Origin of the sequence: Kitasatospora sp. NPDC127067 (genome assembly GCF_042724755.1) — a bacterium.
Taxonomy (GTDB): domain Bacteria; phylum Actinomycetota; class Actinomycetes; order Streptomycetales; family Streptomycetaceae; genus Kitasatospora; species Kitasatospora lactacystinica.
This window is the reverse complement of record NZ_JBHXEM010000060.1, coordinates 22,982-46,920: the sequence shown is the minus strand read 5'-3', so window position 1 is coordinate 46,920 and position 23,939 is coordinate 22,982. Positions and strand designations below refer to the sequence as shown.

29 protein-coding genes and 1 pseudogene are annotated in these 23,939 nt (G+C 75.3%); 19 read left to right on the top strand and 11 right to left on the bottom strand.

Annotated features, from left to right (window positions below; translation table 11 throughout):
* Positions 1-155 precede the first annotated feature (155 nt).
* Positions 156-389: a DUF4287 domain-containing protein gene (locus tag ACFWJ4_RS23605; protein ID WP_380546710.1), complete on the top strand. Its 234-nt coding sequence runs from the start codon at positions 156-158 to the stop codon at positions 387-389.
* 250 nt (positions 390-639) lie between these two features.
* Positions 640-1,146: a hypothetical protein gene (locus ACFWJ4_RS23600; protein WP_380546708.1), complete on the top strand. Its 507-nt coding sequence runs from the start codon at positions 640-642 to the stop codon at positions 1,144-1,146.
* Between the two features lie 78 nt (positions 1,147-1,224).
* Here ACFWJ4_RS23600 and ACFWJ4_RS23595 read toward each other — a convergent pair whose 3' ends face one another.
* Positions 1,225-1,950 carry a class I SAM-dependent methyltransferase gene (locus ACFWJ4_RS23595; RefSeq protein ID WP_380546707.1) on the bottom strand — a complete coding sequence of 242 codons (726 nt, stop codon included), beginning with the start codon at positions 1,948-1,950 and terminating at the stop codon, positions 1,225-1,227.
* Between ACFWJ4_RS23595 and ACFWJ4_RS23590 the strand changes: the two are divergent.
* Positions 1,938-2,216: pseudogene (locus ACFWJ4_RS23590) on the top strand (lasso peptide biosynthesis B2 protein); the annotation flags it as partial. The gene ACFWJ4_RS23595 and the pseudogene ACFWJ4_RS23590 overlap by 13 nt on opposite strands.
* A complete protein-coding gene (locus ACFWJ4_RS23585) occupies positions 2,211-2,327 on the top strand; it encodes a hypothetical protein (protein WP_380546725.1) in 117 nt (38 codons plus the stop codon). The pseudogene ACFWJ4_RS23590 and the gene ACFWJ4_RS23585, both read left to right, overlap by 6 nt.
* 173 nt (positions 2,328-2,500) lie before the next feature.
* On the opposite strand, the gene ACFWJ4_RS23580 is transcribed toward ACFWJ4_RS23585, so the two are convergent.
* Positions 2,501-3,286, bottom strand: coding sequence for a MerR family transcriptional regulator (locus ACFWJ4_RS23580; RefSeq protein ID WP_380546705.1), 786 nt, complete (start codon positions 3,284-3,286; stop codon positions 2,501-2,503).
* Between the two features lie 4 nt (positions 3,287-3,290).
* Positions 3,291-4,454 carry a serine hydrolase domain-containing protein gene (locus tag ACFWJ4_RS23575; RefSeq protein ID WP_380546703.1) on the bottom strand — a complete coding sequence of 388 codons (1,164 nt, stop codon included), beginning with the start codon at positions 4,452-4,454 and terminating at the stop codon, positions 3,291-3,293.
* Positions 4,455-4,843: 389 nt separating this feature from the next.
* Here ACFWJ4_RS23575 and ACFWJ4_RS23570 point away from each other — a divergent pair, with 389 nt between their 5' ends.
* Complete coding sequence (locus ACFWJ4_RS23570) at positions 4,844-5,434, top strand: hypothetical protein (protein ID WP_359906603.1); 591 nt, start codon at positions 4,844-4,846, stop codon at positions 5,432-5,434.
* A 72-nt stretch (positions 5,435-5,506) separates the two neighbouring features.
* On the opposite strand, the gene ACFWJ4_RS23565 is transcribed toward ACFWJ4_RS23570, so the two are convergent.
* The 3 genes from ACFWJ4_RS23565 to ACFWJ4_RS23555 all read right to left on the bottom strand — a co-directional run bounded on the left by ACFWJ4_RS23565 (position 5,507) and on the right by ACFWJ4_RS23555 (position 8,333).
* Positions 5,507-6,139 carry a flavin reductase family protein gene (locus ACFWJ4_RS23565; protein WP_380546701.1) on the bottom strand — a complete coding sequence of 211 codons (633 nt, stop codon included), beginning with the start codon at positions 6,137-6,139 and terminating at the stop codon, positions 5,507-5,509.
* Positions 6,140-6,295: 156 nt separating this feature from the next.
* Positions 6,296-6,874 carry a carbonic anhydrase gene (locus ACFWJ4_RS23560; protein WP_359906652.1) on the bottom strand — a complete coding sequence of 193 codons (579 nt, stop codon included), beginning with the start codon at positions 6,872-6,874 and terminating at the stop codon, positions 6,296-6,298.
* A 286-nt stretch (positions 6,875-7,160) separates the two neighbouring features.
* Positions 7,161-8,333, bottom strand: a complete 1,173-nt coding sequence (locus tag ACFWJ4_RS23555) for a PP2C family protein-serine/threonine phosphatase (protein WP_380546699.1) — start codon at positions 8,331-8,333, stop codon at positions 7,161-7,163.
* Between the two features lie 273 nt (positions 8,334-8,606).
* Here ACFWJ4_RS23555 and ACFWJ4_RS23550 point away from each other — a divergent pair, with 273 nt between their 5' ends.
* From ACFWJ4_RS23550 to ACFWJ4_RS23540, 3 genes are all read left to right on the top strand, one after another.
* Entirely contained in the window at positions 8,607-9,077 is a 471-nt protein-coding gene (locus tag ACFWJ4_RS23550) for a helix-turn-helix transcriptional regulator (RefSeq protein ID WP_380546723.1), read from the top strand.
* Between the two features lie 5 nt (positions 9,078-9,082).
* Positions 9,083-9,499 carry a VOC family protein gene (locus tag ACFWJ4_RS23545; protein ID WP_380353322.1) on the top strand — a complete coding sequence of 139 codons (417 nt, stop codon included), beginning with the start codon at positions 9,083-9,085 and terminating at the stop codon, positions 9,497-9,499.
* Positions 9,500-9,564: 65 nt separating this feature from the next.
* Complete coding sequence (locus tag ACFWJ4_RS23540) at positions 9,565-10,764, top strand: MMPL family transporter (RefSeq protein WP_380546697.1); 1,200 nt, start codon at positions 9,565-9,567, stop codon at positions 10,762-10,764.
* Between the two features lie 72 nt (positions 10,765-10,836).
* Here ACFWJ4_RS23540 and ACFWJ4_RS23535 read toward each other — a convergent pair whose 3' ends face one another.
* The gene (locus ACFWJ4_RS23535; protein ID WP_380546695.1) at positions 10,837-11,634 is read right to left on the bottom strand and encodes an NAD(P)-dependent oxidoreductase; all 798 of its coding nucleotides are present in this window, start codon (positions 11,632-11,634) and stop codon (positions 10,837-10,839) included.
* A gap of 65 nt (positions 11,635-11,699) precedes the next feature.
* On the opposite strand from ACFWJ4_RS23535, the gene ACFWJ4_RS23530 reads away from it, so the two are divergent.
* Positions 11,700-12,587 (top strand): LysR family transcriptional regulator, encoded by an 888-nt coding sequence (locus ACFWJ4_RS23530; RefSeq protein WP_380546693.1) that lies wholly within the window; start codon positions 11,700-11,702, stop codon positions 12,585-12,587.
* A 156-nt stretch (positions 12,588-12,743) separates the two neighbouring features.
* Here the strand turns inward: ACFWJ4_RS23530 and ACFWJ4_RS23525 are convergent, their stop codons facing one another.
* Positions 12,744-14,276 carry an alpha/beta hydrolase gene (locus ACFWJ4_RS23525; protein WP_380546691.1) on the bottom strand — a complete coding sequence of 511 codons (1,533 nt, stop codon included), beginning with the start codon at positions 14,274-14,276 and terminating at the stop codon, positions 12,744-12,746.
* A 141-nt stretch (positions 14,277-14,417) separates the two neighbouring features.
* Here ACFWJ4_RS23525 and ACFWJ4_RS23520 point away from each other — a divergent pair, with 141 nt between their 5' ends.
* Both ACFWJ4_RS23520 and ACFWJ4_RS23515 read left to right on the top strand, forming a co-directional pair.
* Positions 14,418-14,882 carry a MarR family transcriptional regulator gene (locus tag ACFWJ4_RS23520; protein WP_380546689.1) on the top strand — a complete coding sequence of 155 codons (465 nt, stop codon included), beginning with the start codon at positions 14,418-14,420 and terminating at the stop codon, positions 14,880-14,882.
* A gap of 122 nt (positions 14,883-15,004) precedes the next feature.
* A complete protein-coding gene (locus ACFWJ4_RS23515) occupies positions 15,005-15,508 on the top strand; it encodes a cupin domain-containing protein (RefSeq protein ID WP_380546688.1) in 504 nt (167 codons plus the stop codon).
* 275 nt (positions 15,509-15,783) lie between these two features.
* Here ACFWJ4_RS23515 and ACFWJ4_RS23510 read toward each other — a convergent pair whose 3' ends face one another.
* Positions 15,784-16,566 (bottom strand): hypothetical protein, encoded by a 783-nt coding sequence (locus ACFWJ4_RS23510; protein WP_380546686.1) that lies wholly within the window; start codon positions 16,564-16,566, stop codon positions 15,784-15,786.
* Positions 16,567-16,778: 212 nt separating this feature from the next.
* Between ACFWJ4_RS23510 and ACFWJ4_RS23505 the strand changes: the two genes are divergently transcribed.
* On the top strand, positions 16,779-17,177 hold the full coding sequence (locus ACFWJ4_RS23505) for a bleomycin resistance protein (protein ID WP_380546684.1): 399 nt from the start codon (positions 16,779-16,781) through the stop codon (positions 17,175-17,177).
* 49 nt (positions 17,178-17,226) lie between these two features.
* Here ACFWJ4_RS23505 and ACFWJ4_RS23500 read toward each other — a convergent pair whose 3' ends face one another.
* Positions 17,227-17,373: a hypothetical protein gene (locus ACFWJ4_RS23500; protein ID WP_380546682.1), complete on the bottom strand. Its 147-nt coding sequence runs from the start codon at positions 17,371-17,373 to the stop codon at positions 17,227-17,229.
* 136 nt (positions 17,374-17,509) lie between these two features.
* On the opposite strand from ACFWJ4_RS23500, the gene ACFWJ4_RS23495 reads away from it, so the two are divergent.
* The 6 genes from ACFWJ4_RS23495 (at position 17,510) to ACFWJ4_RS23470 (ending at position 22,190) form a co-directional block, all read left to right on the top strand.
* Positions 17,510-18,523 carry a questin oxidase family protein gene (locus ACFWJ4_RS23495; RefSeq protein ID WP_380546680.1) on the top strand — a complete coding sequence of 338 codons (1,014 nt, stop codon included), beginning with the start codon at positions 17,510-17,512 and terminating at the stop codon, positions 18,521-18,523.
* 193 nt (positions 18,524-18,716) lie between these two features.
* Entirely contained in the window at positions 18,717-18,941 is a 225-nt protein-coding gene (locus ACFWJ4_RS23490) for a holin (protein WP_380546679.1), read from the top strand.
* A 210-nt stretch (positions 18,942-19,151) separates the two neighbouring features.
* On the top strand, positions 19,152-20,141 hold the full coding sequence (locus ACFWJ4_RS23485; protein ID WP_380546677.1) for an SDR family NAD(P)-dependent oxidoreductase: 990 nt from the start codon (positions 19,152-19,154) through the stop codon (positions 20,139-20,141).
* Between the two features lie 489 nt (positions 20,142-20,630).
* The gene (locus ACFWJ4_RS23480; protein WP_380546675.1) at positions 20,631-20,879 is read left to right on the top strand and encodes a hypothetical protein; all 249 of its coding nucleotides are present in this window, start codon (positions 20,631-20,633) and stop codon (positions 20,877-20,879) included.
* An 18-nt stretch (positions 20,880-20,897) separates the two neighbouring features.
* On the top strand, positions 20,898-21,683 hold the full coding sequence (locus ACFWJ4_RS23475; RefSeq protein ID WP_380546674.1) for a helix-turn-helix domain-containing protein: 786 nt from the start codon (positions 20,898-20,900) through the stop codon (positions 21,681-21,683).
* 96 nt (positions 21,684-21,779) lie between these two features.
* Positions 21,780-22,190 carry a sigma factor-like helix-turn-helix DNA-binding protein gene (locus tag ACFWJ4_RS23470; protein ID WP_359906537.1) on the top strand — a complete coding sequence of 137 codons (411 nt, stop codon included), beginning with the start codon at positions 21,780-21,782 and terminating at the stop codon, positions 22,188-22,190.
* Positions 22,191-22,250: 60 nt separating this feature from the next.
* Here the strand turns inward: ACFWJ4_RS23470 and cynR are convergent, their stop codons facing one another.
* On the bottom strand, positions 22,251-23,159 hold the full coding sequence (gene cynR, locus ACFWJ4_RS23465) for a transcriptional regulator CynR (protein ID WP_380546672.1): 909 nt from the start codon (positions 23,157-23,159) through the stop codon (positions 22,251-22,253).
* 126 nt (positions 23,160-23,285) lie between these two features.
* On the opposite strand from cynR, the gene ACFWJ4_RS23460 reads away from it, so the two are divergent.
* Entirely contained in the window at positions 23,286-23,873 is a 588-nt protein-coding gene (locus ACFWJ4_RS23460) for a carbonic anhydrase (protein ID WP_380546670.1), read from the top strand.
* Positions 23,874-23,939 lie beyond the last annotated feature (66 nt).

Genomic DNA, 23,939 nt, shown 5'->3' with positions numbered 1-23,939 from the left:
GGTGGGGGGTGGGGGGGGTGTTTTTGGGGGGTGGGGGGGGGGGTGGGGGGGGTGTGTTTTTTTTTTGTTGGGGGGGGGGGGGGTTTTTTTTTGGGGGGGGGCGCCCTCCACACCCCCCCCCCCCCCCACCGCACTTCTTCGAGAGGACCACGCTCGTGGCCATCGCCGCCGTGAAGGGCCCCGCCTCCTGCTTCCCGTCCATCGAGAAGAAGTACGGCTGCCCGATCGAGGAGTGGAAGGACCTCATCCGGGCCTCCCCGTTCACCCAGCACATGGAACTCGTCGCCTGGCGCAAGGCCGCCCACCTCACCGTCGTCGAAGGCCCGTCGAAGGCCCGGCACAGGGGCGGACCCTCCGTCCCTGACTCCGGATCCGACGAGCCCGTGTGAGAAGTCGGCCCGGTCGACTTCTCACACGCGCACGGCCGGGCCCGGCGCCTGCCGCCCCGCCCGCAGGCGGACCCCTCCCTCCGCGACGAGCTCCGGGCCCCGTCCGGCGGATCGACGTCCGCTCCCGGAGGCGGCCGGTGGCGCCCACCCGCCGCCGGACGACTTGCCAGCCGTCCGGCGCTCCCCGATAGTGGGCGCGGGAAGTCGGCGATCACGCCGCTCAACTCCGCTACCGGGACAGGGAATCGGCATGGCAAGGCAGGTCAGGCAGCCCACTTTCGGTGCGCTCCACCGCAGTGCTTCCGTCATCGGCGTCCCCGGGCTGCTCTGGCAGCTCGGGCGGCGGTTCGTCCTGGTGTTCTGCCTGGTGCTGCTCGTCGGCCTGGTGGTGATGCGGCCGGACAACGCCGTGATCAAGACCGCGATCGTGGTGGCGATCGTCCTGGCGGTCTACGGCCTCGCCTTCGCCTGGCGCTGGGCGGCCGGGCGGCTCGGCATCCGCCAGTGCCGCCTGCACGAGGACGGCGTGGCCGTGACCGACCTCCTCGGCGGCGTCCGGGACGCGGTCGCGTGGCGCGACCTGGCGACGGTCAGGGAGGTCAACGCGACGGGCGTCCTGACGTCCTTCCGCCGCTTCGAGTTCCAGCACCGGGCAGGACACCTGGCGATGGCGGTCGTCGTCCCCTCGGTCCACCGCGCCTTCGCCAAGGACCTCATCCGCCTCGCCAACCGGAAGATCGGCGCCCAGGGGTCCTGATCCGTCGGCCGCGCCCGCCGCCCGGCCGAGGAAGCGGATCGCGGAGGCTCGCGGGAAGACCGCCGGAGTTCACGGGGGTCACGGGCGCCGGGCCACGAAGACGAACTCCCGGCCCGGCCGGTCGGGCGCGTCGCGGACCTCCTCCACCACGAAGCCGTGGGCGGCCAGATCCCGCTCGACCTCCTCCCGCTCCCGGAAACGCAGCGTCGAATCCGAGGTCAGCACCTGCCCGTCCGCGGCGAACACGTACGTCCACCGGAACGACACCAAGGGCCAGTGCACCCCGGTCAGGTCGACCCAGCTCTCGACGGAGCCGACCCCCGGGACGTCCGTCACCCGGCGGGAACGCCCACGGGTCCACTCCTGCCAGGCGCGCGCGGCCGGGTCGCGGGTCTCGAAGACCAGCCGCCCGCCGGGCCGCAGCGCCCCGAAGGCCCCCCGCAGCGTCCCCTGCCAGTCCCGCGGACCGACGACGGCCTGGGCGACGTTCGCCGTCATCGTCGCCAGGTCGACCCGCAGCGGCGGCAGCTGCGTGGCGTCACCGTGGATCCACCGCACCCGCCCGCCGCCCGGCTTGGCCCGCGCGACCTCCACGGACGCCAGTGCGGGATCCACGCCGACCACCTCGACCCCGCGCCCGGCCAGCAGCAGCGCGAACACCCCCGTGCCGCAGCCGATGTCCAGCACCCGGCGCGCCCCGAACTCCCGCACCATCCGCAGGTAGGCGTCGAGATCGCCGCGGTCCGGGTCGAGCGGGTCGTAGACCGCGGCCAGCCGCGGGTGCCCGAAACATGCGTCCACCATGGGCCGAACATAGGCGAAGCCCCGCCCGGCACCCAACGGGTCGGCGCCACTTCGTCCACGGCCCGCCGAAACCGGCCCCCACCGCCCGCCGGGCCGAGGCCCTCACCGCCCGGCAGGCCGTGGTCGCGCTCAGCATGCGCTGCGCCGGCCAGGGCTGTCTTCAACGCTCCATCGCCGCAGCCCTGTTGTGCCGGACCCGGGGCAGCTGACCGACCTGGCGCACGGGCGTGCGCACCGCCCCCTTCCGCGCCCACGCCTGGATCGAGGCCGAGGGCGAACCCGTCGACGAACCCGCCGAACTCGCCCACTTCCACCCGCTGATCACCATCGCACCGCAGCCCCGCCCGGGGCACCCGGGACGCCCGCCGGGCCGCTGACCGCGGCGGGTCGGTCGGCGAGCGGGGCGGCCGAGCGGCGTAGGAAGTCGGCGGGGTCGACTTCTCGTGCGTTCGGGTGGTGGGTTCGCGGCCGGGGTGTGGAGCACCGCCGGTAGTGCCGGTGCGCGGGAAGTCGGGCGGGCCGACTTCCCGTGCGCGCCCGGCCGGGGCCGCTACCGGTGCGGGGCCGGGATGCCGGCGGCGCGCAGCCTGGCCTCGGTGAGGGCGGTCAGCCGGGCCGAGACCGGGGCCTCGTCGTCGCGGTGGCGGTCGATCAGGCGGTACTGGACGGAGGCCCTGGCCCAGGCGCGCAGGCTGTCGGGGTCCCCCAGGAGCGCGGGGTTGGCCAGGCAGCGGTCGGCCATGGCGGCGGCGAGCTCCTCGATCCTCGGATCGTCCGGCGCCCAGGCCTCGGCCTCCTGGCCGCGTCTGGCCAGATCGACGAACTCCGGGTCGTCCAGGCGGTGTTCGAGCTGGGCCAGGAAGCCGTCGAAGCCCTCCGGCACCAGCGCCCGCGCCAGCACCAGGGCCTCGTGCTGCGCCGCCACGTAGTCGGGGCCGAAGCCGAGCCCGGGCATCCGCTCCAGGGCCGCGCAGGCGCGGTCGGGCAGCAGGGCCCGGTCGCCGTCGGCGAGCCGGTGCAGGGTGTCGCGGCGCGCGGTCAGCTCCGCGATCCGCTCGTCCAGCCGCCGCTCCACGTCGGCGAGGGCGGCGGTGAACCGCTCGCCGTCGGCGTCGAGCAGCGGCCCGATCTCCGCCAGCGGCACCCCGGCGGCGGCCAGCGTCCGGACCTGCACCAGCCGCAGCAACTCGGCCGACCCGTACCGCCGGTAGCCGGAGGTGTCGCGCTGCGGCTCGTCGACCAGCCCCTGCCGGTGGTAGTGCCGCACCGTCTTCACCGTGACGCCGACGTACGCCGCCGCCTGCCCGATCGTGACTCCGCCGAATCCGTTCGTCATCCGTTCAGCCTGCCGTACGAGCGGATGCCGTACGACCGGATGCCGCGGGGCCGGGCCCGGTGCCGAACACCTCGTCGACGAGCCGCCGCTGGGCGCCCTGGAACGCCGCCGCGATGGACACGTCGGCGTCGTCCACGTAGTTCAGCCCGGCGGTGAGGGTCGTGCCGCCGTCCGGCGAGCCGTACATCAGCGCCGCCGAGCCGATGGTGGCGCCGTTGTGGTGGAAGACGGTGCCGCCCTCCCTCTCCTGGGCGAACAGCCCCAGTCCGTAGCCGACCGTCGCCTCCGGTGTGCGCATCTCGGCCAGCAGGCCGGGCGGCAGCAGCCTGCCGCCGAGCAGCGCGGAGACGTAGGTGTGCAGGTCCCGGGTGGTGGAGATCATGTCGCCGCCGGCCGCGACCCAGGACGGGTCGTGGCGGGTGACGTCGAGCGTCCGCTCCCGCCCGGCGTCCTCGTAGCGGTAGTAGCTGCGGGCGTGCGGCGCGGGGACCTCCGGCGAGGCGCCAGGCGCCACCGTGCCGGTCAGCCCCAGCGGCTCCAGGACCAGTCGCCGCAGCTCCTCGGCGAAGGGGCGGCCGCCGACCCGCTCGACCACCAGCCGGGCCAGCACGTAGTTGGTGTTGGAGTAGCTCCAGCCCGCCCCCGGTGCGAACCGCGCCGGCCGGGACAGCGACAGCCGCACCAGCTCCTCGGGCGGGTACGTGCGGAAGCGGGCGTCCACCCACTCCTTGCCCCGCCACGGGACGCCCGGCACGAACGTCCCGTCCTCCGCCGGCTCGCCGGTGTGGCTGAAGATCCCGCTGGTGTGCTGCAGCAGCATCCGCACCGTGATCCGCCGGTCCAGCCCGAACCCGGGCAGGTGGTCGCCGGCCGGGTCGTCCAGGGCCAGCCGGCCCTCGGCGACCAGCAGGAGCACCGAGGTCGCGACGAAGCTCTTGGTGACGCTGCCGACGCGGAAGTGCCCGTCGGCCGGCGGCCTGCCCTCGCGGCCCAGCTCGCGAGCCCCGGCGCTGCCGACCCACTCGCCGTGCGCGTCGTTCACCCGCACCTGCACCCCGAGGAAGCCGGATTCGGCGATCTCCTCGATCGCCCGCCGCAGCTCCGGGCGGTCCGGACCGTGGCCGAGGTGGTGGCCGGCGTGGTGGGTGGAGTGGTGGGTGGTGGACATGCTGCCCCCTCGTATCCGTGGGGCCCGCGTGGTCGTCGGGCCCGATGAGGGGAGCCTGCACCCTGACCCGAGGTCAACCTCAACCGTGATCCGTCTCACAGCCGCAGCGTGGACGGGGGGACGGGAGGACCCGGGACCGGGGCCGCCGTCGGCACGATCGGGAAGACGGCGGCCCCGGCCCCGGTACGGGTCCGTACGGGCGGGGCATCGACCGCGGGGTTGCCCGTACGGCTGCGGTCGGCACCCATTCCACGACTTCAACAGGACTTGAAGTCAAGCCCCGTCCGAGGCGAGGCCCCGCCCGAGGGTGCCGTTCCGGGGCGGGGTAGCCTCGCTGCGGCGGGGGACTGCGGAGGACAGACACGGACAAGACGGACAGGGGCGGGCGGATGACGGAGCAGCACAGCTACTGGCGGGTGTCGGACGGCGCGGCGGTCGGCGCCACCCAGGCGCACATCGTGTGGACCCGGGCGGCCTACCCCGCCCTGGTGGAGGTGGCGCGCCGCTACCACGCGGTGATCAGCTACGCGGACCTGGCCGAGGCGGTGCAGGAGGCCTCCGGGGTACGCACCCGGGTCAACCAGCGGCACTGGATCGGCAAGGTGCTGTCCCTGGTGATCCGCGAGGCGCACCGGCGCGGCGACCCGCCGCTGACGGCCCTGGTGGTGCACGCCACGGACGGCCGGGTCGGCCCCGGCTACCAGGAGGTGCTGGCGGTGGCCGGACAGCCGCCGGTGGCCGCGGAGATGGACCGCGAGCAGCACGCGGCCGCCGCCCGCCTGGCCTGCTACCGGCACTTCGGCGCCGACCTGCCCGCCGACGGCGGCACGCCCGCCCTGGCCCCGCGCCTGCGCGCCTCGGTGGAGCGCAAGGCCGCCGTCGCCGCCCCGCCGCGCCCGCCGGCGATCTGCCCGACCTGCTTCCTGGAGCTGCCCGCGACGCGGGTGTGCGACTCCTGCGGGGCGACCGTCGCGCCGTGAGCGGAGGAGCGCGGCCGTGAACCGGCGGCCCGAGGGCTGAGCCGGCGGCCCGAGGGCTGAGCGGACGTCCCGTCACACGGCGGCGGGCAGCCGCCCAGGCATCTGCCAGCCCTCGGCGAGGCGGGAGGGGGACAGGCGCCGCCCGTCGCCGAAGAACTCGCAGAACTTCATGATCAGCGGGTCCCAGCCGACCGGGTCGACGTAGTGGTCGCTGCCGGGCACCAGCAGGCTCTCCTCGACGTGGGCGCGCACCACCGACACCTCGAAGGCGGTGCGCCCGCCGCCCGTCAGCGCCGTCGCCGACTCCACCCGGCACTCCAGCTGCACCGGGCACTCGGCGGCACGCGGCGCCCGCACCAGCTCGCCGGGCAGCTCGGTCATGCCGGCGGCGGCGAACTTCCGCCGCTCGTGGCGGTAGCCCTGCTTCAGCCGGTACTCGGCGATCTGCGGGGCGGCGGTCAGCAGCGCGAGGGCGTCCACGGCGTCCACCTGCGCGGAGGAGGGCAGGTTGAGCACGCACTCGCCCTCGCGCCGCAGGTTGGCGGCGGTCTGGGAGCTGTCGCCCAGACCCAGCACGCAGGACTGCCCCAGCCACCACGCCGAGGACATCGGCATGAGGTTGGCGCTGCCGTCCTCGTTGCGGGATCCGATCAGCACCACCGGGGTGCCGAAGTAGAGAACCTTGAGATCGATGACCTTGTGCACGGGAACTGCCGTCCTCGGGATGGGGAATCGTTGCGGTCACCGACTCTGCCCCGGCCCGGCCGGGGCCGCTGGCGGTGATCGGACATCACGTTCCCGCAGGTCCCGCAGGTCCTGCGGCTCCCGAGGACGGCAAGGCCCGCCGCGGCGGGCGCTCCGTCAGCCCACCGGCCCCCGGGCGGCGATCAGCCGGGCCCGGCCGTCGCGCAGCCGGTAGGACAGGCCCACCACGGACACCTTCCCCTCGGCGACCTTCGCGGCCAGCGCCTGCGAGCGCTCCACCAGCAGGTCCACGGTCTGGCGGATGTGCTCGTCCACGATCCCGTCGCTGTCCTCGATGCCCGCCGCCTTCGCGGACAGCACGCTCGGGGTCACCCGCTCCACCACGTCCCGGACGAAACCGCCCGGCAGCTGCCCCTGCTCCAGGGATTCCAGCGCCGCCGCCACCGCACCGCAGGAGTCGTGGCCCAGCACCACCACCAGCGGGCAGTCCAGCACGCTCACCCCGTACTCGATGCTGCCCAGCGCCTCCGCACCGGTGACGTGCCCGGCGGTGCGCACCACGAACAGGTCGCCCAGGCCCTGGTCGAAGATGATCTCGGCGGCCAGCCGGGAGTCCGAACAGCCGAACAGCACCGCGAAGGGCCGCTGCGCCGGGGCGAGCGCCGCGCGGCGCCCGGCGTCCTGGTTGGGGTGCTCGGGGTTGCCCGCGACGAACCGGGCGTTGCCCTGCATCATCACCCGCAGCGCCTGGGCGGGGTCGGTCAGGAAGTCGTCCGTGGGGCCGTCGAGCGGGCCGGGCTCGGGCTCGGATATCGGTGTGGGGATCATGTCTGCACCCTAGATCGCCGCAGGTGGAGCCCGCAGCCGGGGGTCAAGGGTCGGACGGCCCCACGAACGGGCCCGTACGACCCCGTGCGATCCGCATGCGACCCCCGTACGGCCTCATGCGCCCCGTGCGGGCCCGTACCGCTCCGACGGGCCCGGGTCCGGCGGCTACGGGGCGGAGCTGCGGGTGGGGCGGCTACGGGGCGGGGCGCAGGGCGAGGACGGTGACGTCGTCGCGGCTGTGGCCGCCGCTCCAGCGCCGGGCCCGCCGGTCGAGGGCCTCGGGCAGGGCGTCGGCGGGGGTGGCGGCGAGGTCGGCCAGGCCCTGTTCGACCGGGTAGAACGTGCCGGAGGCGTCCTGGGCCTCGGTGATGCCGTCGGTGAGCAGGACCAGCACCCCGTCCCCGGGCAGCGCGAAGCGCCGCACGGGGCGCGGCTCGCCGGGGGCGGCCAGGGCGGCGAGGCCGAGCGGGATGCCGGCCTCCAGGGGGACGGGCTCCACGCGGCCGTCGGCGTGCAGCAGGTAGGGGGAGAGGTGGCCGCAGTTGACGGCCCGTACCTCGGTGGCGGAGCCGTCCCCTTCTCCGGTCATGGCCCCTTCGCCGTTCCCGTTCCCGTTCCCGGTGCCGTTCCCGTCCGGGCCGCCGACGCACAGCACGGTGGCGGTGACGAACCGCTCCTGCTCGCCGCTCTGCACCGCGTACGCGTTGTGCCGCTCCACCGCCGCCTCCAGGGCGTCGGCGACGGCGGGCAGCCGCGCCTCGCGGAAGGCCGCCTCCCGGAAGGCGCTCAGCACCGCGAAGCCCGTCCCGATCGCGGGCAGGCCCTTGCCCTGGACGTCGCCGACCAGCACCCGGGTGCCGTGCGGGGTCTCGGCGACGTCGTACAGGTCGCCGCCGACCATGGCGTCCTCCTCCACCGGCCGGTACAGCCCGTCCAGGCGCACGTCCGAGGTGGTGACGGGCAGCGGGCGCAGCAGCTGGCGCTGAAGGGCGACGGCGCTCTGCCGCATCCGCGACAGCTGCCGCTCGCGCCGCACCCGCCGCGCGCACAGGCCGATCACGGCAGCCTCGGCGGCGACCACGCCCACCAGGGTGCCCAGCCGGGCCGGCAGGTCGCCGGGCGGGACCACCAGCGAGTGGAGCACGACCACGGCGGTCACCCACACCGAGACGGCCACCGTCTGGGCGATGGTGCCCAGACCCGCCATCAGCGCGGGCAGGAACACCAGCAGCAGCACCAGGCGGGAGCTGGTGCCGCTGGCCGCCTGGACCAGCAGCACGGCGGCGGTGGCGGCCAGCACGCCGAGCACCACCGTCCGGTTGGCGGGGGCGCGCGGGGCGGCGGGCTGCTGATCCTTGCGGTCCACCCCTGCCGTCCTCTCCGCCGCCCGGCCGTCCCTCCAGGGTGGTCGGCGCGGCGGGGCGGGCGCGAGCGGGCTGCGCCGGGCGGGGGACGGCGACTGTCGGCGGCGCTCGGTACGGTGGCCGGTGTGTCCTCCCCGTCCACGCCCCCGCCCCCGTCGGCGCCAACGCCGCAGCCTGTGCCGCCGTCCCCGCCCGTGCCGCCGTCCTCCCGTGCGACCCCGGCGGGCCGGGTGCCGCTCGACGACCTGGTGCGGCTGCGCCGGGCCCGGGACCGGATGGACCGCGAGTACGCGCAGCCGCTGGACGTGCCGGCGCTGGCCCGTACCGCGCTGATGTCCTCCGGCCACTTCTCGCGCAGCTTCCGCACCGCCTACGGCGAGACCCCGTACAGCTACCTCATGACCCGACGGATCGAGCGGGCCAAGGCGCTGCTGCGGCGCGGGGACCTGAGCGTGACCGAGGTGTGCATGGCGGTGGGCTGCACCTCGCTGGGCTCCTTCAGCACCCGCTTCACCGAGCTGGTCGGGCAGAGCCCCAGCGCCTACCGGGCCGGCGACCACGAGCCGGGCGCGGCGATCCCGGCCTGCATCGCCAAGGTCCGCACCCGCCCGGTGCGCCGCGCGGAGGCCAAGGACGCCAAGGACGGCAAGGGGACGAAGGAGGCCAAGGGGACGAAGGGGGTCAAGGGTGCCGAGGATGCCGAGGGTGCCCGGCGGGACGGCGGCCCCGGCGCTCCCGTAGCGTGACGCGCATGAGCATCGAACTCGCGCAGTGCTTCATCGCCGTCGACGACCACGACCGGGCGCTCGCCTTCTACCGCGACGTCCTCGGCTTCGAGGTGCGCAACGACGTCGGCTTCGAGGGCATGCGCTGGGTCACCGTCGGCTCGCCCGACCAGCCCGGCGTGGAGATCGTCCTGGAGCCCCCGCTGGCCGACCCGCACGCCTCCGAGACCGACCGCCGGGCCGCCGCCGAACTCCTCGCCAAGGGCCTGCTGCGCGGTGTCATCTTCCGCACCGACGACTGCGACGCCACCTTCGAGCGGCTGCGGGCGGCCGGCGCCGAGGTGCTCCAGGAGCCGATGGACCAGCCCTACGGGGTGCGCGACTGCGCCTTCCGCGACCCGTCGGGCAACATGCTGCGCTTCAACCAGCCGCGCACGAGGTAGCGGCCGGCCGGCGGCCTGGGGCGGCCTGTGCGGCCTGGGGTGGGTCAGACGGGCTGGAGCCGGGTGTGCAGGAGGCAGAACTCGTTGCCCTCCGGGTCGGCCAGGACGTGCCAAGCGGCGTCGGCGGGCTGGCCGACGTCGACCGGCTCGGCCACCGCGTCGACGCCCTCGCCCTGCCCCGGTCCGAGTCCGCCCGATCCGACACCTCCGCCTCCCCGCGCTTCGCCGCCTGGGGCGAACGCCTGTGGAAGCACCCGCTGCGCTACGGCGCCCTCGCCCTCGCCGCACTGATCGCCCTCGCCGCCCCCGTCATCGGCCTGCGCACCGCGATGTCGTCCATCACCGTCCTGCCCGAGGACGCCAGCGCCCGCGCCGGCTACACCGCCGTCCAGCAGGCCTTCGGCCCCGGCGCCCCCGGCACCCTGCAGATCCTCACCCCCACCGACCGGGCCGCCGACGTCACCGCCCGGGTCGCCGCCACCCCCGGCATCGCCGCCGCCATGCCCGCCCAGCCGGCCGCCGACGGCTCCGGCTGGGCGATGATCCAGGCCGTGCCCACCGTCGACCCCTCCAGCCCCGACCTCTCCGGCACCGTCCACACCCTGCGCGCCGAACTGCCCGCCGACACCATGGTCGGCGGCGCCGCCGTCGAGAACATCGACCTGCAGCACCTGCTCACCGAGAAGACCCCGCTGGTCATCGGCGTCGTCATGGCCCTCGGCTTCCTGCTGCTGCTCGCCGCCCTGCGCGCCCCGCTGATCGCCGCCCTCGGCACCGCCGCCAGCCTGCTGTCCACCGGAGCCGCCTTCGGCGTCGCCCGCCTGGTCTTCCAGGACGGCCACGGAGCCGGCCTGCTGGGCTTCACCCCGCAGGGCTTCCTCGACGGCTGGGCACCGGTGTTCTTCTTCGCGATGATCTTCGCCATCGCGATGGACTACACCGTCTTCCTCCTCGCCTCCGCCAAGGAGCACTACGAACGCACCGGCGACCCCAAGGCCGCCATGACCGGCGCCCTGGCCCACTCCGGCCGGGTCGTCTTCGCCGCCGCCGGCGTCATGGTCGCGGTGTTCTTCACCTTCGCCCTGTCCGGCCCGCTGCCGCCCAAGGAGATGGGCATCGTGCTCGGCACCGCCGTCCTCCTCGACGCGGCCCTGGTGCGGCTCGTCCTGCTGCCCGTCCTGCTGCGCCTGACCGGGCGCGCCGCCTGGCGCACCCCGCGCCGGCTGGACCGGGTGCTGCCGCGGATCACCTTCTCGCACGACTGACGGGCCACCCGCCCCGCGCACCGGCGCCCCGGCCCCCTGGCCGGGGCGCGGGCGCGCGGGCGCCGGGCCGCCCTACCGGCCGCGCCGCAGCGCCCCCAGCACCGCCGACAGGTCCTGCTCGGCGATCTCCGGGTGCGCCAGCAGCACCTCGCGGGCCGCCGTCAGCACCGGGCCGCCGCCCGCCAGGGCGAGGTCCTTGGCGGCCAGCCGGACCGGAAAGTCCGACTCCGTGCCGAACGCCCGGGCCGCCACCCCCGCGAGCGGCCCGGCCGACAGCACCTCCCGCGCCTGCTCCTGCGGCACGCCCAACTCCTCGGCCACCGCCAGGACTTCGCCCAGGGCGGTGACGCAGGCGACGATCGCGCCGATCACCACCACCTTCAGCGCCGCGCCCGAGCCCGGGCCGCCGCAGCGCCGTACCCGGCCCAGCTGCTCCAGGACGGGCTGCGCGCGGTCCAGGTCCGCGTCCTCTCCGCCCGCGAAGACCGTCAGACCGCCGGTGGCCGCCGGGCCCGTGCTGCCCAGCACCGGGGCGTCCACCAGGGCGACGCCGTCCGGCAGCCCGGCGCGCAGGTCGGCGGTGGCCCGCGGGCCGATCGAGGACATGTCGATCCACAGGGTGCCCGGGGCGAGGTCCGCCGCGCACCGCCCGGCCACCTCGGCGACGGCCGCCGGGTCGGACAGCATGGTGACGACGACGTCCGCGCCGCGTACGGCCTCGGCCGGGGTGGCGGCCCCGGTGGCCCCGGCCAGGTCCCCGGCGCGGCCGGGGGAGCGGTTCCAGACGGTCAACGGGTAACCGGCGGCGGCGAGTCGGCGGGCCATCGGCAGGCCCATCCGGCCCAGCCCCAGAAAAGCGATCTTCTTCATGGCCGCCACGCTAGGCAGCCACGAGCCAGGCGACAAGCGAATGTCCGGCATGGTAGTCATGCGCAATGGACATGGCTTGGCTGGACGTCTTCCGCACCGTGGCACACCTGGGCTCCTTCACCGCCGCCGGCGAGCGACTGGGCTACACCCAGTCCGCGATCTCCCGCCAGATCGCCACCCTGGAAGGGGAATTGGGCACGCCGCTGTTCGACCGGCTGGCGCGCGGCGTGAGGCTGACCGAGCACGGCCGCACCCTGCTGCCGCACGCCGAGGCGATGCTGCAACGGCTCGACGCCACCCGGCGCGACCTGACCGCCCTCACCGAACTCACCGCCGGACGGCTGCGGGTGGGCGCCTTCGACAGCGCCAACGCCGACCTCGTCCCCGGCGCCCTCGCCGCCTTCCGCGCCGCACACCCGGACGTGGAGATCGGCCTCACCGAGGGGCTGGCGGCGCACCTGCTGGACCTGCTCGCCGAGGGCGCCGTCGACCTCGCCCTCGTCGCCTCGTACACCGAACCCGCCGACGACGGCGACCGCTTCGACTTCCGCCCGCTGATGGAGGACCCGGTGCTGGTCGCCCTCCCGCGCGGGCACCGCCTCGCCGGCCGCCGCCGCCTGCGGCTGGCCGAACTCGCCGACGAACCCTGGATCGCCGCCCGCCGCCACGCCGAATCCACCCTCCTCGCCGCCTGCGTCCGCAGCGGGTTCCAGCCCCGCATCGAGTACACCGTCGCCGCCTGGACCGCCAAACTCGGCCTGGTGGCAGCCGGGTTGGGCGCCACCCTGATCCCCTCCCTCGCCGCCCGCGTCGGCCGCCCCGGCATCGCCCTCGTCCCCCTGCACCCGGACGACACCCCGGTCCGGCAGGTGTACACGGTGACGCGGAGGGGACAGCGGGTGCCGCCGGCGGTGGCGGCCTTCGAGGCGCTCCTGCGCGAGGGCGCCGGTTAGCGGCGCAGGGCGAGGACGGCGGTCAGGGCGCTGACCGCCGGGCTGCCGAGGAGCAGGACGGCCGGATGGCGGGGCCGGGACTGCAGGGTCGGGCGGAAGCCGCCCGCGCGGAACTCCGGGAACGGGCGAGGGGGTCGCTGTGCAACACGCGTCGGCTCAGCAGACGGTGTCCGCGGCCGGCAGCGCCCCCGAGGACAAGTAGGCGTCCACCGCCGCGTTCGCGCACGGGCTGTAGGCGTTGAGGTAGAGGGTGTGGACGCGGCCCGGGACGGTCACCAGGCGGGAACCGGGCAGGCGGGAGTGCAGCGCCAGGGCGCCCTGGTAGGTCGCGTGGGTGTCGCCGGTGGCGTGGAGCTGGAGGGCGGGGACGGCGTTGCGGACCTCGACGGGCTCCTCCAGCGGGGCGCTGCGCCAAGCGGCGCACGGGACGGGGGCGTTGTAGACCGGGCCGAAGACCGGTGCGGCGGCGCGGGAGCGCTCGACGGCGTCGCGGTACCAGGGGGCCGAACGCGGCATCGCCACGTCGTCGCACAGGATGCCGAGGGCGGACGACAGGCCGGCGCCGGCCTCCGGGCCCGGGGCGAGGAGCATGGTCAGCAGCTGGTGCAGGGCCGGGCCCGCCTGGACCGGCCGGCCGTCGGCGGCGTCCAGCAACTGCCGCAGCACGTCCGCGCACAGGGCGCCGTCACGGTCGTCGCTCAGGCAGACCGCGAGCAGCACCGGCAGCAGGGCCCCGTCGAGCCGGAAGCCGTCGACGGCGATCGGCGCCGCCTCGGCCCGGCGCACCAACTGCTCGACGGTGGCCCGCACCGCCGCCGGGGTGGCGCCCAGGTGGTAGGCGCCGTCCTGCGGCGCGGCCCAGGCGGCGAAGTCGTCCAGGGCACGCTCGTTGGCGCCGGCCATGTCCTGGAACGCCCCCATGCCGTACCGCGCCGGGTCCAGGGCGCTGTCCAGCACCAGCCGGTCGACGCGCTGCGGGAACAGCTGCGCGTACACCGCGCCCAGCATCGCGCCGTAGGACTGCCCGAAGAAGGAGGTCCGCTGCTCGCCCAGTGCCGCGCGCAGCACGTCGACGTCCCGGGCGGTGTTGCGGGTGGTCAGGTGGGGCAGCAGATCGGGGTGCTTGTTCCAGCAGGCGTCCGCGTCGGCCTTGGCCAGGCGCCAGGCCTGCTCGAAGCCCGCCCGGCCGGTGCCGGCCGAGCGCAGCCACGTGCCGCGGGTCAGGCCGCAGTCCGGGCCGCCGGCGCCGACCCCGCGCGGGTCCATGCCGACGATGTCGTAGGCCGCCGCCGTCCCGGGGGCCAGCTGCTCCCGCAGCGCGACCGGCATGTCCAGCCCGCGATCGCCGGGGCCGCCGGGGTTGGTCTGCAGGACGCCCCGGCGTTTGGCCGGGTCCGCGGACCTGATCCGGGAGACGGCCAGGGACAGGGTGCGGCCCCGCGGCTCGCGGTAGTCCAACGGCACGGTCAGGGAGGTGCATTCGGCGCCGGCGGCGGCCAACTGCGGTTCCTGGCAGGCGGCCCAGGCGAGCGGCTGGCGGCGGTAGGGCTCCAGCTGATCGGTGCCGGAGGCGGAGGAGGCAGGGGCGGCGACGGGCGCCGAGGGTGCGGAGGAGGCGGGGACGGCTGCGGTGAGCACGGTGGCCGCGGACAGGGCGAGGGCGGTGGCGAGCGCCGGTGCGGTCTTCATGTCGGCCAGCCTAGAAGGGAGTTGACCGCCACCGGGGATCCGGCCCCCCGATCCGCCTTGACCTCAAGTCGGCTTGAGGTTTTACGGTCGGTCGCGTCCTGACGATCAGTCGATCGTCGATCAGCCGAAGGAGCACCGGACATGACGATCAAGACCTACGAACCGCAGATCATCGCCGCCCAGCCCATCGGGGCATGGACCGGCGAGGTCTTCCGCCGCCTGGTGGTCGACGGCCTGCGCGAACAACTGGCGGTGGAAGGCCTCACCCAGCCCCACTGGTGGACGCTCAACCACGCGGCCGGCCGCCCCGGCGGATGGACCCGCACGACCCTGACCGAGCGGCTCACCCCCTACGACGACCAGGACACCGCCTTCGACACCGTCTACGACGACCTGATCGCCCGCGGCTGGCTGACCGAGGACGCCGACGGCGCCCTCACCCTCACCGAGGAGGGCGAGGCCGGCCGCCTGCGCGCCCGCGAACGCAACCTGAGGATCAGCGAACGCGCCCACCAGGGAATCGACACCGACGAGTTCGTGACCACGATCAACGTGCTGCGCCGCATGGTGGCGAACCTGGGTGGCAACGGCAACCTCCCCGACTGACCGCCCCGGACCGACCGCCCCCGGCAGGACGGTGCGGGCCCGGTCGCAGGAGGGAATTGACCCATGGAAACGATCGCCGATTGCCACCTGATCGGCGGTCTTTCCACCCATAGGCTGGTCACATGACGACGACGAAGAACACCACCGCCCCCGTCCTGACCCGCTGCGCCGAGGCCGAGACCTGCACCGACCCGAGCTCCACCATGACCCTGCTGGCCGACTCGGCCCCGCAGGAGGGCGGCTTCACCGTCTACCGCTCCACCTTCGCCGCCGGCGCCCCCGGAGCACCCGCCCACTTCCACACCCGGGCCTGGGAGTTGTTCTTCGTGATCAGCGGTTCGCTGCGGGTGCTGGTCGGCGAGGAGGTCTCCGTGCTGGGCGCGGGCGACTTCCTCGCCGTGCCCCCGCACACCCCGCACGCCTTCGCCGCCGCCCCCGGCGCCGAGGCCGACGTGCTGTGCGTGTTCACCCCCGGCATGGACCGCTTCGACTACCTGCGCCTGCTGGGCAGCGTCATGCGCGGCGAGAGCGACCCGGGCGCGATCGCCGCCTCGGCGGAGCGCTTCGACAACCACTACGTGGACAGCCCGGCCTGGCGGGCGGCCCTGGCGGGCGACGGCGCCTGAGTCCCGCACGCCGCCGCCCGACGGGTCCGGTCCGCTCGACGGGCCGGGCCCGCCCGGGTGTGGAACGGTGGTAGCCCGGGGGTGTCCCGGTTGCGAGAGGAGTGGCCATGTCGTCGAAGCGCCGCCGCAAGAAGAAGGCCAGGGCCAGGCGCGGGGCCAACCACGGCCGCCGCCCCCAGTGCTGAGCCGCGGCTGAACGGGTGAGGTGCGCCCGGACGGCCTTCCCGGCCGCTCCGGGCGCCGCCCGAAGCGCCCTCGCCCCCCGGAGCCCCGGCTCAGAGCCGCCCGCGTCCCAGGAAACCGCCGCGCGCCACCTTGTGGTACTGGCAGTAGCCGACCCAGTTCGCACCGAACGCCAGCTCCAGGACCACGCCCCGCCCGTCCGCGCGGACCTCGCTCAGCAGCTGCGCCGCGTCCACGTCCGCCGGCGTCTGCTCGAACACGTAGAGCCGGTTGATGTACGGGCCCGCCGGGATCGGGTCCCGGTGGGGGATGCCGTCCCGGTCCCAGGTCAGCGTCGCGCCGGGGCTGGACAGGCAGGGGGATTGCATCCGCCGGCCGTCGGCGTCGATTCCGCCGTCGCGGTGCCAGCGCAGCGCGTGGTCGAGGCTCCCGGCCGGGTCCGCCCCCTGGCCGTGGGCCTGCCACGGGGCCACGTCCGCCGCCTCGATCCGCCGCAGGGCGTCGAGGACGCCGAGGACGTCCCCGCCGTCCTCCCGGACGACGAAGTAGGCGCGGGCGTAGATCCGGCAGACCAGCAGGGTGTCCCGGGGGTGGTCCAGGCCGTAGGAGGACGGGCGGGTGGACTGGTCCAGGACCTGGGTCAGCACGTGCTCGACCCCCTCCACCGCCCCCAGCGCCTCGACCAGCCCCCGGATCCGCTCCCGCTCCGCCGCCCGGGCCGCCCGCGCCGCCGGCGAGTCGATCAGCTTCAGCTTGCGCCGCTCGGTGGGCCAGTGCATCGCCCGCAGCGACTGCACACCGTTGAGGACCGGGTTCACCAGCATGACGACGAGGTAGACGAGGCTCGTGGCCACGTCCTTCAGCAGCTTCTTCACCAGCAGGGGGTCCTCTCGGGTCGCACACGCGTCTGCGCCCCACACCCTGTCCCGCCCGCACCCGGCCCCGCAATCCGCGCCCGTACTCAACTCCCCTCCGTGCCCGGCCGGTTGCCTAGCGCGTCCACAGCCGGCCGCCGGGTCGATTCGGAGCAGCCGGGCCGCAGCGGCCACCGGTCCGCCGCCCCGCCGCCGGGGCGATCGTCGGCGGCGTGACCTACGGTGGCGCCATGGACGAGTACGCGGTGCCGATCCTGCCCAGCCGGGACCTGGACGAGACCCAGGAGTTCTACGCCCGCCTGGGCTTCGAGCCGCGCGGGCGCTGGGACGGCGAGGACGGCTACCTGATCCTCGCCCGGGACACGGTCGAACTGCACTTCCGCCACGACCCCGGGGTGGACCCGCTGTCCACCGCCGCCGGTTGCTACCTGCACGTGCGGGACGCGGACGCACTGCACCGCGACTGGGCCCGGCTCGGCGTGCCCACCGACCCGGCCACCGGCAGCCGCCTGAACCCGCCCGCCGACACCGCCTACCGGATGCGGGAGTTCGCCCTGGTCGACCGCAGCGGCAATCTGCTGCGGATCGGCAGCCCGCACGGGCCCCGGTAGGCCCGGGCCACGTCCGTACGGCGACCCGTTCGCGAGGGCCCGCGCCCGCTCAGGGGCTCGCGGGCTCCGCGGGCCGGCCCCCGGGGGTCGGGGACGGCGTACGGGAGCGGCTTCGCACGCCGGTGACGACGAACCACAGGCAGGTCAGCAGGGCCATGGCGGAGAACGTCGCGATGAGCAACTGGGTGTCGGGCATGTCGTCGTCGGGGTGGTGGGTACCCGGCGCGCGGGCCGTCGCCGGGTGGTCCGCGGCCCCAGGCGGGCGACCCCGGGCCGGGCCTAGGTCTCCAGGCCGTTACGCCGCCTCGGCGTCCCGCCTACGGTCCATTCCCGTGGACACGACAGGGATTCTGGACGAAGCGCTCCAACGACTGCACACCTGCGGGCCCGAGCGGCTCGGACGGCTCACCAACCACGCGCCGATGGCCGTCGAGGCCCTCACCGCCCGCGGACAGGCTCGGTCGGTGCACCGCTGGCTCGACCTCTACGCGCGCAAGCTGGAGGACCTCCCGCCCCGCGTCGAGCCGGTGACGGACACCAACTGGCGTACGGCGCTGGGCGATCCGAGGCGTGCGGCCGACTGGATCGGCCACTTCGAGCGGGAGGTCGCCGAGTGTCCCTGGCGCGAGGTGCTGGCCCGGTGGTGGCCGCGGCTGCTGCCCGGCCTGTACGGCGGGTCGACGCACCCGGTGATCCGGGTGGGCCATGCGGTGCGCACGCTGCTGGCCGGCGAGGCCACCGGGCCGCGCCTGGCGGAACTCGCCCACGGCCTGGGCTACTGGGCGGCCCGCCACCGAACCGTCGCGGTGCCCGCCCGCCTGCCGGGCGCCGCCTCCGCGGCCGCCGCCCTCGACGCGGTGCCGGCCGTCGACGTCCAGGACGGAGGCTTCCCGGCGAGGCTCGGCCGCGTCACGGCCCTGCCGGTGTGGGCCGGGGCCGAGGCGCCGCACCCGGGGGAGGTGCCCGGCCGCCTCGCCGAACTGGTACGGGCGGCGACCCACCGCTACGCCACCCACGGCCACGGCGAGGAGACGATGCTCGTCCACGCGGCCACGGCCCCCAACGCCGTGCTGCGCACGCTGCCCGCGCTCCCGCCGGCACTGTGGCCGGCGAGCCTGCGGGCGGCCTGGACGGCCTCGGCGGCGGTGACGGCGATGTACGCGCCCGCCGCACCGGCCGCGTACGTCCCGCCCGGCGCGTTCACCCCCGAGGAGGTCTTCGAGCGGGCGCTGGCGCACGGCGACGAGCACGTCATCAAGCTGACGGACACGGCCCTGGACGTCGGCGACGCACCGGCCCTGACGGCGGCCCTGCGCGCCATGGAGCTGAGCACCCCGCTGGGATGAGGCGTACGGCGCGGGGCCGCCGGAATCGCCCGCCGGGCCCGTCGTCGGAATCGACGGCGTGAACGTGTACATGAGGGGCGGCAACTCCCCGACGGCGCCTGCCGCATGCCTTCCGAACGCCGACCCCGACGCCCGCGCGACCGTCGCGCACAGACCGGCACCTCACCGCCTCCACCGCGAAGGAGTCCTGACCATGCGGAAGTTCATCCTCGATCTGGTCGAGCGCACCGTCGCCACGTACGCCGCGGCGTTCCTCGGCCTGCTGCTGGCCGACAGGTTCGACCTCACGTCGATCAGCTCACTCAAGGCGGCGGCGGTCGCGGCGCTGCCGGCCGCACTGACCGTGCTCAAGGGGGCGGTGGCGACCCGCGTCGGCGACCCGACCACGGCCGCCCTGCTGGGCCGCCCCCGCGAGTAGCCGGACCGGCCGGCGAGGGGCGGGGCGTGCCACCGGGCGCCCCGCCCCTCGCCTCGGGCGGGCCCGGTGCCGGTCGGCTGACAGCGCGGACGGTGAGCTGCCGGTGGGATGCGAGTGGCCCGCGGGAGCGTGGGAACCGGGCGGGACCGGCTGCGATGCGCGGGTCCGCCCGTACCGCCGGACCACCGCGCCGAGTTCCAGGAGCCCGCCATGCCCTCCCAGCCCCAGCCCCAGCCCCAGCCCCAGGCCCGGCCCCAGGCCCAGCGCCAGGATTCGCCGTGGGACGTCCACCGGCTGCCCCGCGCCGAGGGGAGGAACGTCCTGGTCACCGGCGGCAACGCGGGCATCGGGTACTTCGTCGCCGAGCAACTCGCCGCCGCCGGGGCCACGGTCGTCCTCGGCAGCCGTGACCGGGCGAGGGCCGAAGCGGCGATCGCCTCCATCGGCTCGCGCGTCCCCGGGGCCAGGGTGGAGCACCTGCCCCTGGACCTGGCCGACCTCGCCTCGCTCGGCCCGTCCGTGGACGCGCTCGGGCTGGACCGCCTCGACGCGGTCGTCCACAACGCCGGCGTGGCGCTCGACCACCCACCGCGCCGCGAGACCGTCGGCGGCCACGAGCTGATGTTCGCCACCAACCACCTCGGGCACTTCGCGCTGACCCACCACCTGGCACCCCTGCTCGCGGCCGCCCCCGGGAGCCGGATCGTCACCACCGGCAGCTTCGCCGCCAAGTCCGAACGCCTGGACCTCGACGACCTCCAGAGCACGCGCGACTACCGGCCCAAGCGCTCCTACGCGCGCTCCAAGCTGGCCCAGATGCTCTTCGCCCTCGAACTCGACCGCCGCCTGCGCGCCGCCCGCAGCACGACGCTGAGCGTGCTCGTCCACCCCGGCGGCGCGCTCGACTCCCTCACCCCCTCGCGCCCGCCCGTCCACGTCCGCACCACCGGCGAGCGACTGCGCCACCTGCCGCTCGGGCTCGTCGTCCAGGGCAAGGACGCCGCCGCGTGGCCCGCCGTCCGGGCCGTGCTCGACCCGGCCGTGCGCGGCGGTCAGCTGTGGAGCCCCCGCGCGTTCGGGCTGCGCGGCACGCCCAGGATCGAGCCGCTCTGGAACCACCTGGCCGACACCGCGACCGCCGCGCGGCTGTGGGCGGCCAGCTGCGAGCTGACCGGTCTCGACCCGACGCCCGCCCACTGAGTGCCGCGCGCGGCAAGCCGCCCCCGCCGCCCCGCCGACTCCCCGCGCCGCCGCCGGAACGCAGAGAGACCGCTCGGGCCACCAGGGCCGGGCGGTCTCTGCTGTTCGGGCGGACCCATGCGCCAACACGGCCCGCTGCCGATGTTCCCGAGTTGTTGGAGTGCACAGCGCCCCGGGTTCCGGACCCGCGGGTCCGGGTGACGCCGCTGCAAATCGTCACATCCAGCCAGGACGGCTCACAAGGGCATGCTGCACAAAGGCGCATCAAAATCCGGTTTCAGTTCGTTGAACTGTGCGTTTCTGATAGGGCGTTCACGAGATTGCGGCCAGGAGCCGGGACCCTGGCGCATCAATCTTCGCGATGTTCACCGAACCGATTGGGATTCACCCGTACGCCTGACAGAGTGTGTGCCCACCGGGCACACAGTGCGACGCCAACCGCACAAGTGCCCGCCAGTTGGAGTGGACAGTGATATGGAGGACTCCTCGATGGCGAGGAAGCGGAACAAGCGCGCCCACACCCCTACCCACTGCGCGGCGGCGGAACCGGTACCGCCGCGCCCGCGCCCGTACCGGCCGCTCGCGGCCGGTGAAGCGACCGTGGTCGTCGTCGTGGTCGTCCTGACGGTCGCGCTGGCCGCCGCCCTGGTGGCGACGGGCATGTCGGCCGGGGCCGCGCTCGAACTGGCCACGGGCGGATGCCTGTTGGCCGCGAGGCTCCGACGGGAGCGGGCCTAGGAAGAGCGCCTGCCCGAGATGGGACGCCGAGAGAATCCGATCGAGGCGACCGAGCCGGCGCTGGGCCGGCTGGCCGTCTGGCTGCGGGAGCAGCGCGAGCAGGCCGGGTTGACGTACCGTCAGCTCGCCGCTCGGACCAACTACCACCCCACCACCCTGCAACGGGCCGCCGGCGGGCGCTCCGTACCGAGCTGGAAGGTCGTCGAGGCCGTCGTGCGCGAATGCGGCGGCGACCTCAAAACGGCCCGGCGCAAGTGGGTCCAGGCCAACTACTGGGCCCACGTGCCGCGCCCCTCGGGCAGCCGGCGGCTGCGCGCACCCCGGCGGGTCGACCCCCAACAGGTCGACTCCTTCGCGGACCTGCGCCGGGCGATGCACGAGATGCGCCGCAAGGCCGACTGGCCGTCCCTGCGGGAACTGGACCGCCGGGCCCGCGACCGGGGCGGACGCCTGCCCTCCAGCACGCTGGCCCTGGTCCTCAAGGGCGAGGCCCCGCTGCGCAAACCCGTCTTCCTCGCCTACATGGAGGTCTGCGGGGTCAAGGAGGCCCGCCGCGCCCTGTGGGCGGCGGCCTGGGACCGGACGAACAACGCCCGCACCCCGCTGCCGGTCAACTCGCGCACGTACCACAGCGAGTTCGTCCGGGCCATGCAGTCCTCCAGCGCCGGCACCCCGACGGACATCCTGTTCCGCCTGTGGGCGACCCTGCGCACCAGCCTCGCCGCCGAACGGGGCGAGGGCCCCGGCCACCCCGCGGCGGCGGGCCGCGAAGGCACCGACGACAACCCGTCGGTGCTCGTGTGACCCGGTCCGCGGCCGGGACGCGCCACCCGCGCCCCGGCCGCGGACCGGGCACCCGCCGCGGACCAGCACCCACCCGCGCCACCTCGGGACACCACCATGCCGACACCACGACGCCGTTCGGCAGCCCCCGGGCCCGCCCTGGGCCTGTGGGCGCTGCACGACCTGCACCTGCGCCACTACCTCGACTACGCCGAACTGCTCCTGCCGCCCGCCGACGCGCCCCTGGCCGTCCGCGCCGCCTTCGAGGAACTCGGCGGCCACTGGCTCGACGCCCTGTCCACCGCCAGCCCGGCCGCCTGCGCCTGGCAGGCGGTGCGCCGCCGGGTCTGCACCCTGGCCGGCCCCCGGCCGCTGGGCCCGGTCGCCCACCTCACCGCCGCCCAGCAGGACGTCCTGCTGCTGCACCTGGTCCTCGACCTGTCCGCCGCCGAGATCGCCGCGCTCACCGGCACCGAACCCGCCGCCGTCCACGTCCAGCTCCGCTCCCTGGCCGCCGCCCGCCGCTGACCGGGCCGGTACCGGCCACCGCTTGCCGAGGGCCCGTCAGGGGCCGGGACCCCGCGCGGGTTACGGGGCCGGCGGGTAGCCGCGGGCGTGGACGAGGTCGCGGGTGAGGCGGGTGAAGGCGCGGGCGGCGGCGCTGCGGTAGGCGCCCTCGCGGTGCAGGAGGGTGACGGTGCGGGTGGGCAGGGGAGGGTCGAGGGGGACGGGGGCGAGGTGGGGGTGGTCGTGGGCGAGGGCGTCGGGCAGGACGGTGGCCAGGTCGGTGCGCCGGACGATCTCGGTGAGGGCCTGGACGGAGTTGGCCTCGACCGTGATGCGCGGGGCGGCCCGGTGGCGGGCGAAGTAGCCGTCGATGTGCGCCCGGGTGGCGAAGTCGCCGCTGAGCAGGGCGAGTTGTTCGTCCTTGAGGGCGTGGACCGGTAGCGGGTCGGGCAGCGTCCGGGCGCGCGAGGTGCCGGTGACGAGACTGAGGGTCTCGGTGAACAGCACGGTGGCGGTGATGCCGGGCGGGTGGGTGCCGGCGAAGGCGATGCCGAGGTCGAGGTCGTCGGCGAGCAGCGCGGCCTCGATGCGGTCCTGGGTGGTCTCCGTCAGGGTGAGGCCGACGCCGGGGTGGCGGGCGTGGAGCTCGGCGGTGAGCGGGCCGACCAGGTAGGCGGTGAAGGTGGGGGTGACGCCCAGGCGCAGGTGGCCGCGGGAGAGGTCCTGGACGTCGTGGACGGCGCGTTCGGCGGCGGCCAGGTCGCGCAGCGCGCGCCGGGCATGGTCGGTGTAGACGGCGCCGGCGTCGGTGAGCCGCACGGTGCGGCCGGTGCGGTCCAGCAGTTGCACGCCCAGGGTCTTCTCCAGCTGCCTGATCTGCTGGGAGAGCGTGGGCTGGGAGATGTGCAGCTCCTCGGCGGCGCGGGTGAAGTTGCCGTGTTCGGCGACGGCGAGCAGATAGCGCAGGTGACGCAGTTCGGGGGCGGCCATGGAACAGACTATAGATGCAACCAATAACTTCCATGCCCGACAGCTCTTGGACGCTATAGGCACAGGTCATGCATGGTGGATCTCACCGGCCCACCGGGGCCGGCCACCACCCGAAGGGAGTGACCAGTGCAGGACCTCACCGACGGCGTCGCCCGTTTCCAGCGGGACGTCTTCCCGGCCAAGGCGGAGCTCTTCGCCCACCTGGCCACGCACCACACCCCGGACACCCTGTTCATCAGCTGCTCCGACGCCCGCGTCGTCCCCGAGCTGATCACCGGCACCGAGCCGGGCGACCTGTTCGTCATCCGCACCGCCGGCAACCTGGTGCCCGCCCACACACCCGAGGCCGACGGCGTCGCGGCCAGCATCGAGTACGCCGTCGCCGCACTCGGCGTGCGGGACATCGTCGTCTGCGGCCACTCCGCCTGCGGCGCGATGACCGCCCTCGCCGAGGGCCACGACCTCAGCGGCGCCCCCGCGGTCGCCACCTGGCTGCGCCACGCCGACGCCTCCGTGGCCCGCACCTCCGCCGACGGCGACGTCCCCGCGCTGGTCCGCCAGAACGTGCTCGCCCAGCTGGCGAACCTGGCCACCCACCCCTCGGTCGCCCGCGCCCTCGCCGGGGGCGGGGTCGCCCTGCACGGCTGGGTCTACGACATCCCCACCGGCCGCGTCGAGGTCCTCACCGCCGGCGCCCCCGCGCTCGCCGCCTGATCCCCCCACCCCCCGTACCCCCTCGCGTCGCCCCCGTCCCGGGATGACGCGGACCCCTCGCAAAGA

Bases quoted from the DNA above. Each gene is read 5' to 3' on its own strand.
- ACFWJ4_RS23600 (WP_380546708.1), top strand. From the start codon at position 640: ATGGCAAGGCAGGTCAGGCAGCCCACTTTCGGTGCGCTCCACCGCAGT.
- ACFWJ4_RS23595 (WP_380546707.1), bottom strand. From the start codon at position 1,950: ATGGTGGACGCATGTTTCGGGCACCCGCGGCTGGCCGCGGTCTACGAC.
- ACFWJ4_RS23580 (WP_380546705.1), bottom strand. From the start codon at position 3,286: ATGACGAACGGATTCGGCGGAGTCACGATCGGGCAGGCGGCGGCGTAC.
- ACFWJ4_RS23575 (WP_380546703.1), bottom strand. From the start codon at position 4,454: ATGTCCACCACCCACCACTCCACCCACCACGCCGGCCACCACCTCGGC.
- ACFWJ4_RS23570 (WP_359906603.1), top strand. From the start codon at position 4,844: ATGACGGAGCAGCACAGCTACTGGCGGGTGTCGGACGGCGCGGCGGTC.
- ACFWJ4_RS23560 (WP_359906652.1), bottom strand. From the start codon at position 6,874: ATGATGCAGGGCAACGCCCGGTTCGTCGCGGGCAACCCCGAGCACCCC.
- ACFWJ4_RS23550 (WP_380546723.1), top strand. From the start codon at position 8,607: ATGGACCGCGAGTACGCGCAGCCGCTGGACGTGCCGGCGCTGGCCCGT.
- ACFWJ4_RS23545 (WP_380353322.1), top strand. From the start codon at position 9,083: ATGAGCATCGAACTCGCGCAGTGCTTCATCGCCGTCGACGACCACGAC.
- ACFWJ4_RS23535 (WP_380546695.1), bottom strand. From the start codon at position 11,634: ATGAAGAAGATCGCTTTTCTGGGGCTGGGCCGGATGGGCCTGCCGATG.
- ACFWJ4_RS23530 (WP_380546693.1), top strand. From the start codon at position 11,700: ATGGACATGGCTTGGCTGGACGTCTTCCGCACCGTGGCACACCTGGGC.
- ACFWJ4_RS23525 (WP_380546691.1), bottom strand. From the start codon at position 14,276: ATGAAGACCGCACCGGCGCTCGCCACCGCCCTCGCCCTGTCCGCGGCC.
- ACFWJ4_RS23520 (WP_380546689.1), top strand. From the start codon at position 14,418: ATGACGATCAAGACCTACGAACCGCAGATCATCGCCGCCCAGCCCATC.
- ACFWJ4_RS23515 (WP_380546688.1), top strand. From the start codon at position 15,005: ATGACGACGACGAAGAACACCACCGCCCCCGTCCTGACCCGCTGCGCC.
- ACFWJ4_RS23500 (WP_380546682.1), bottom strand. From the start codon at position 17,373: ATGCCCGACACCCAGTTGCTCATCGCGACGTTCTCCGCCATGGCCCTG.
- ACFWJ4_RS23490 (WP_380546679.1), top strand. From the start codon at position 18,717: ATGCGGAAGTTCATCCTCGATCTGGTCGAGCGCACCGTCGCCACGTAC.
- ACFWJ4_RS23485 (WP_380546677.1), top strand. From the start codon at position 19,152: ATGCCCTCCCAGCCCCAGCCCCAGCCCCAGCCCCAGGCCCGGCCCCAG.
- ACFWJ4_RS23480 (WP_380546675.1), top strand. From the start codon at position 20,631: ATGGCGAGGAAGCGGAACAAGCGCGCCCACACCCCTACCCACTGCGCG.
- ACFWJ4_RS23475 (WP_380546674.1), top strand. From the start codon at position 20,898: ATGGGACGCCGAGAGAATCCGATCGAGGCGACCGAGCCGGCGCTGGGC.
- ACFWJ4_RS23470 (WP_359906537.1), top strand. From the start codon at position 21,780: ATGCCGACACCACGACGCCGTTCGGCAGCCCCCGGGCCCGCCCTGGGC.
- cynR (WP_380546672.1), bottom strand. From the start codon at position 23,159: ATGGCCGCCCCCGAACTGCGTCACCTGCGCTATCTGCTCGCCGTCGCC.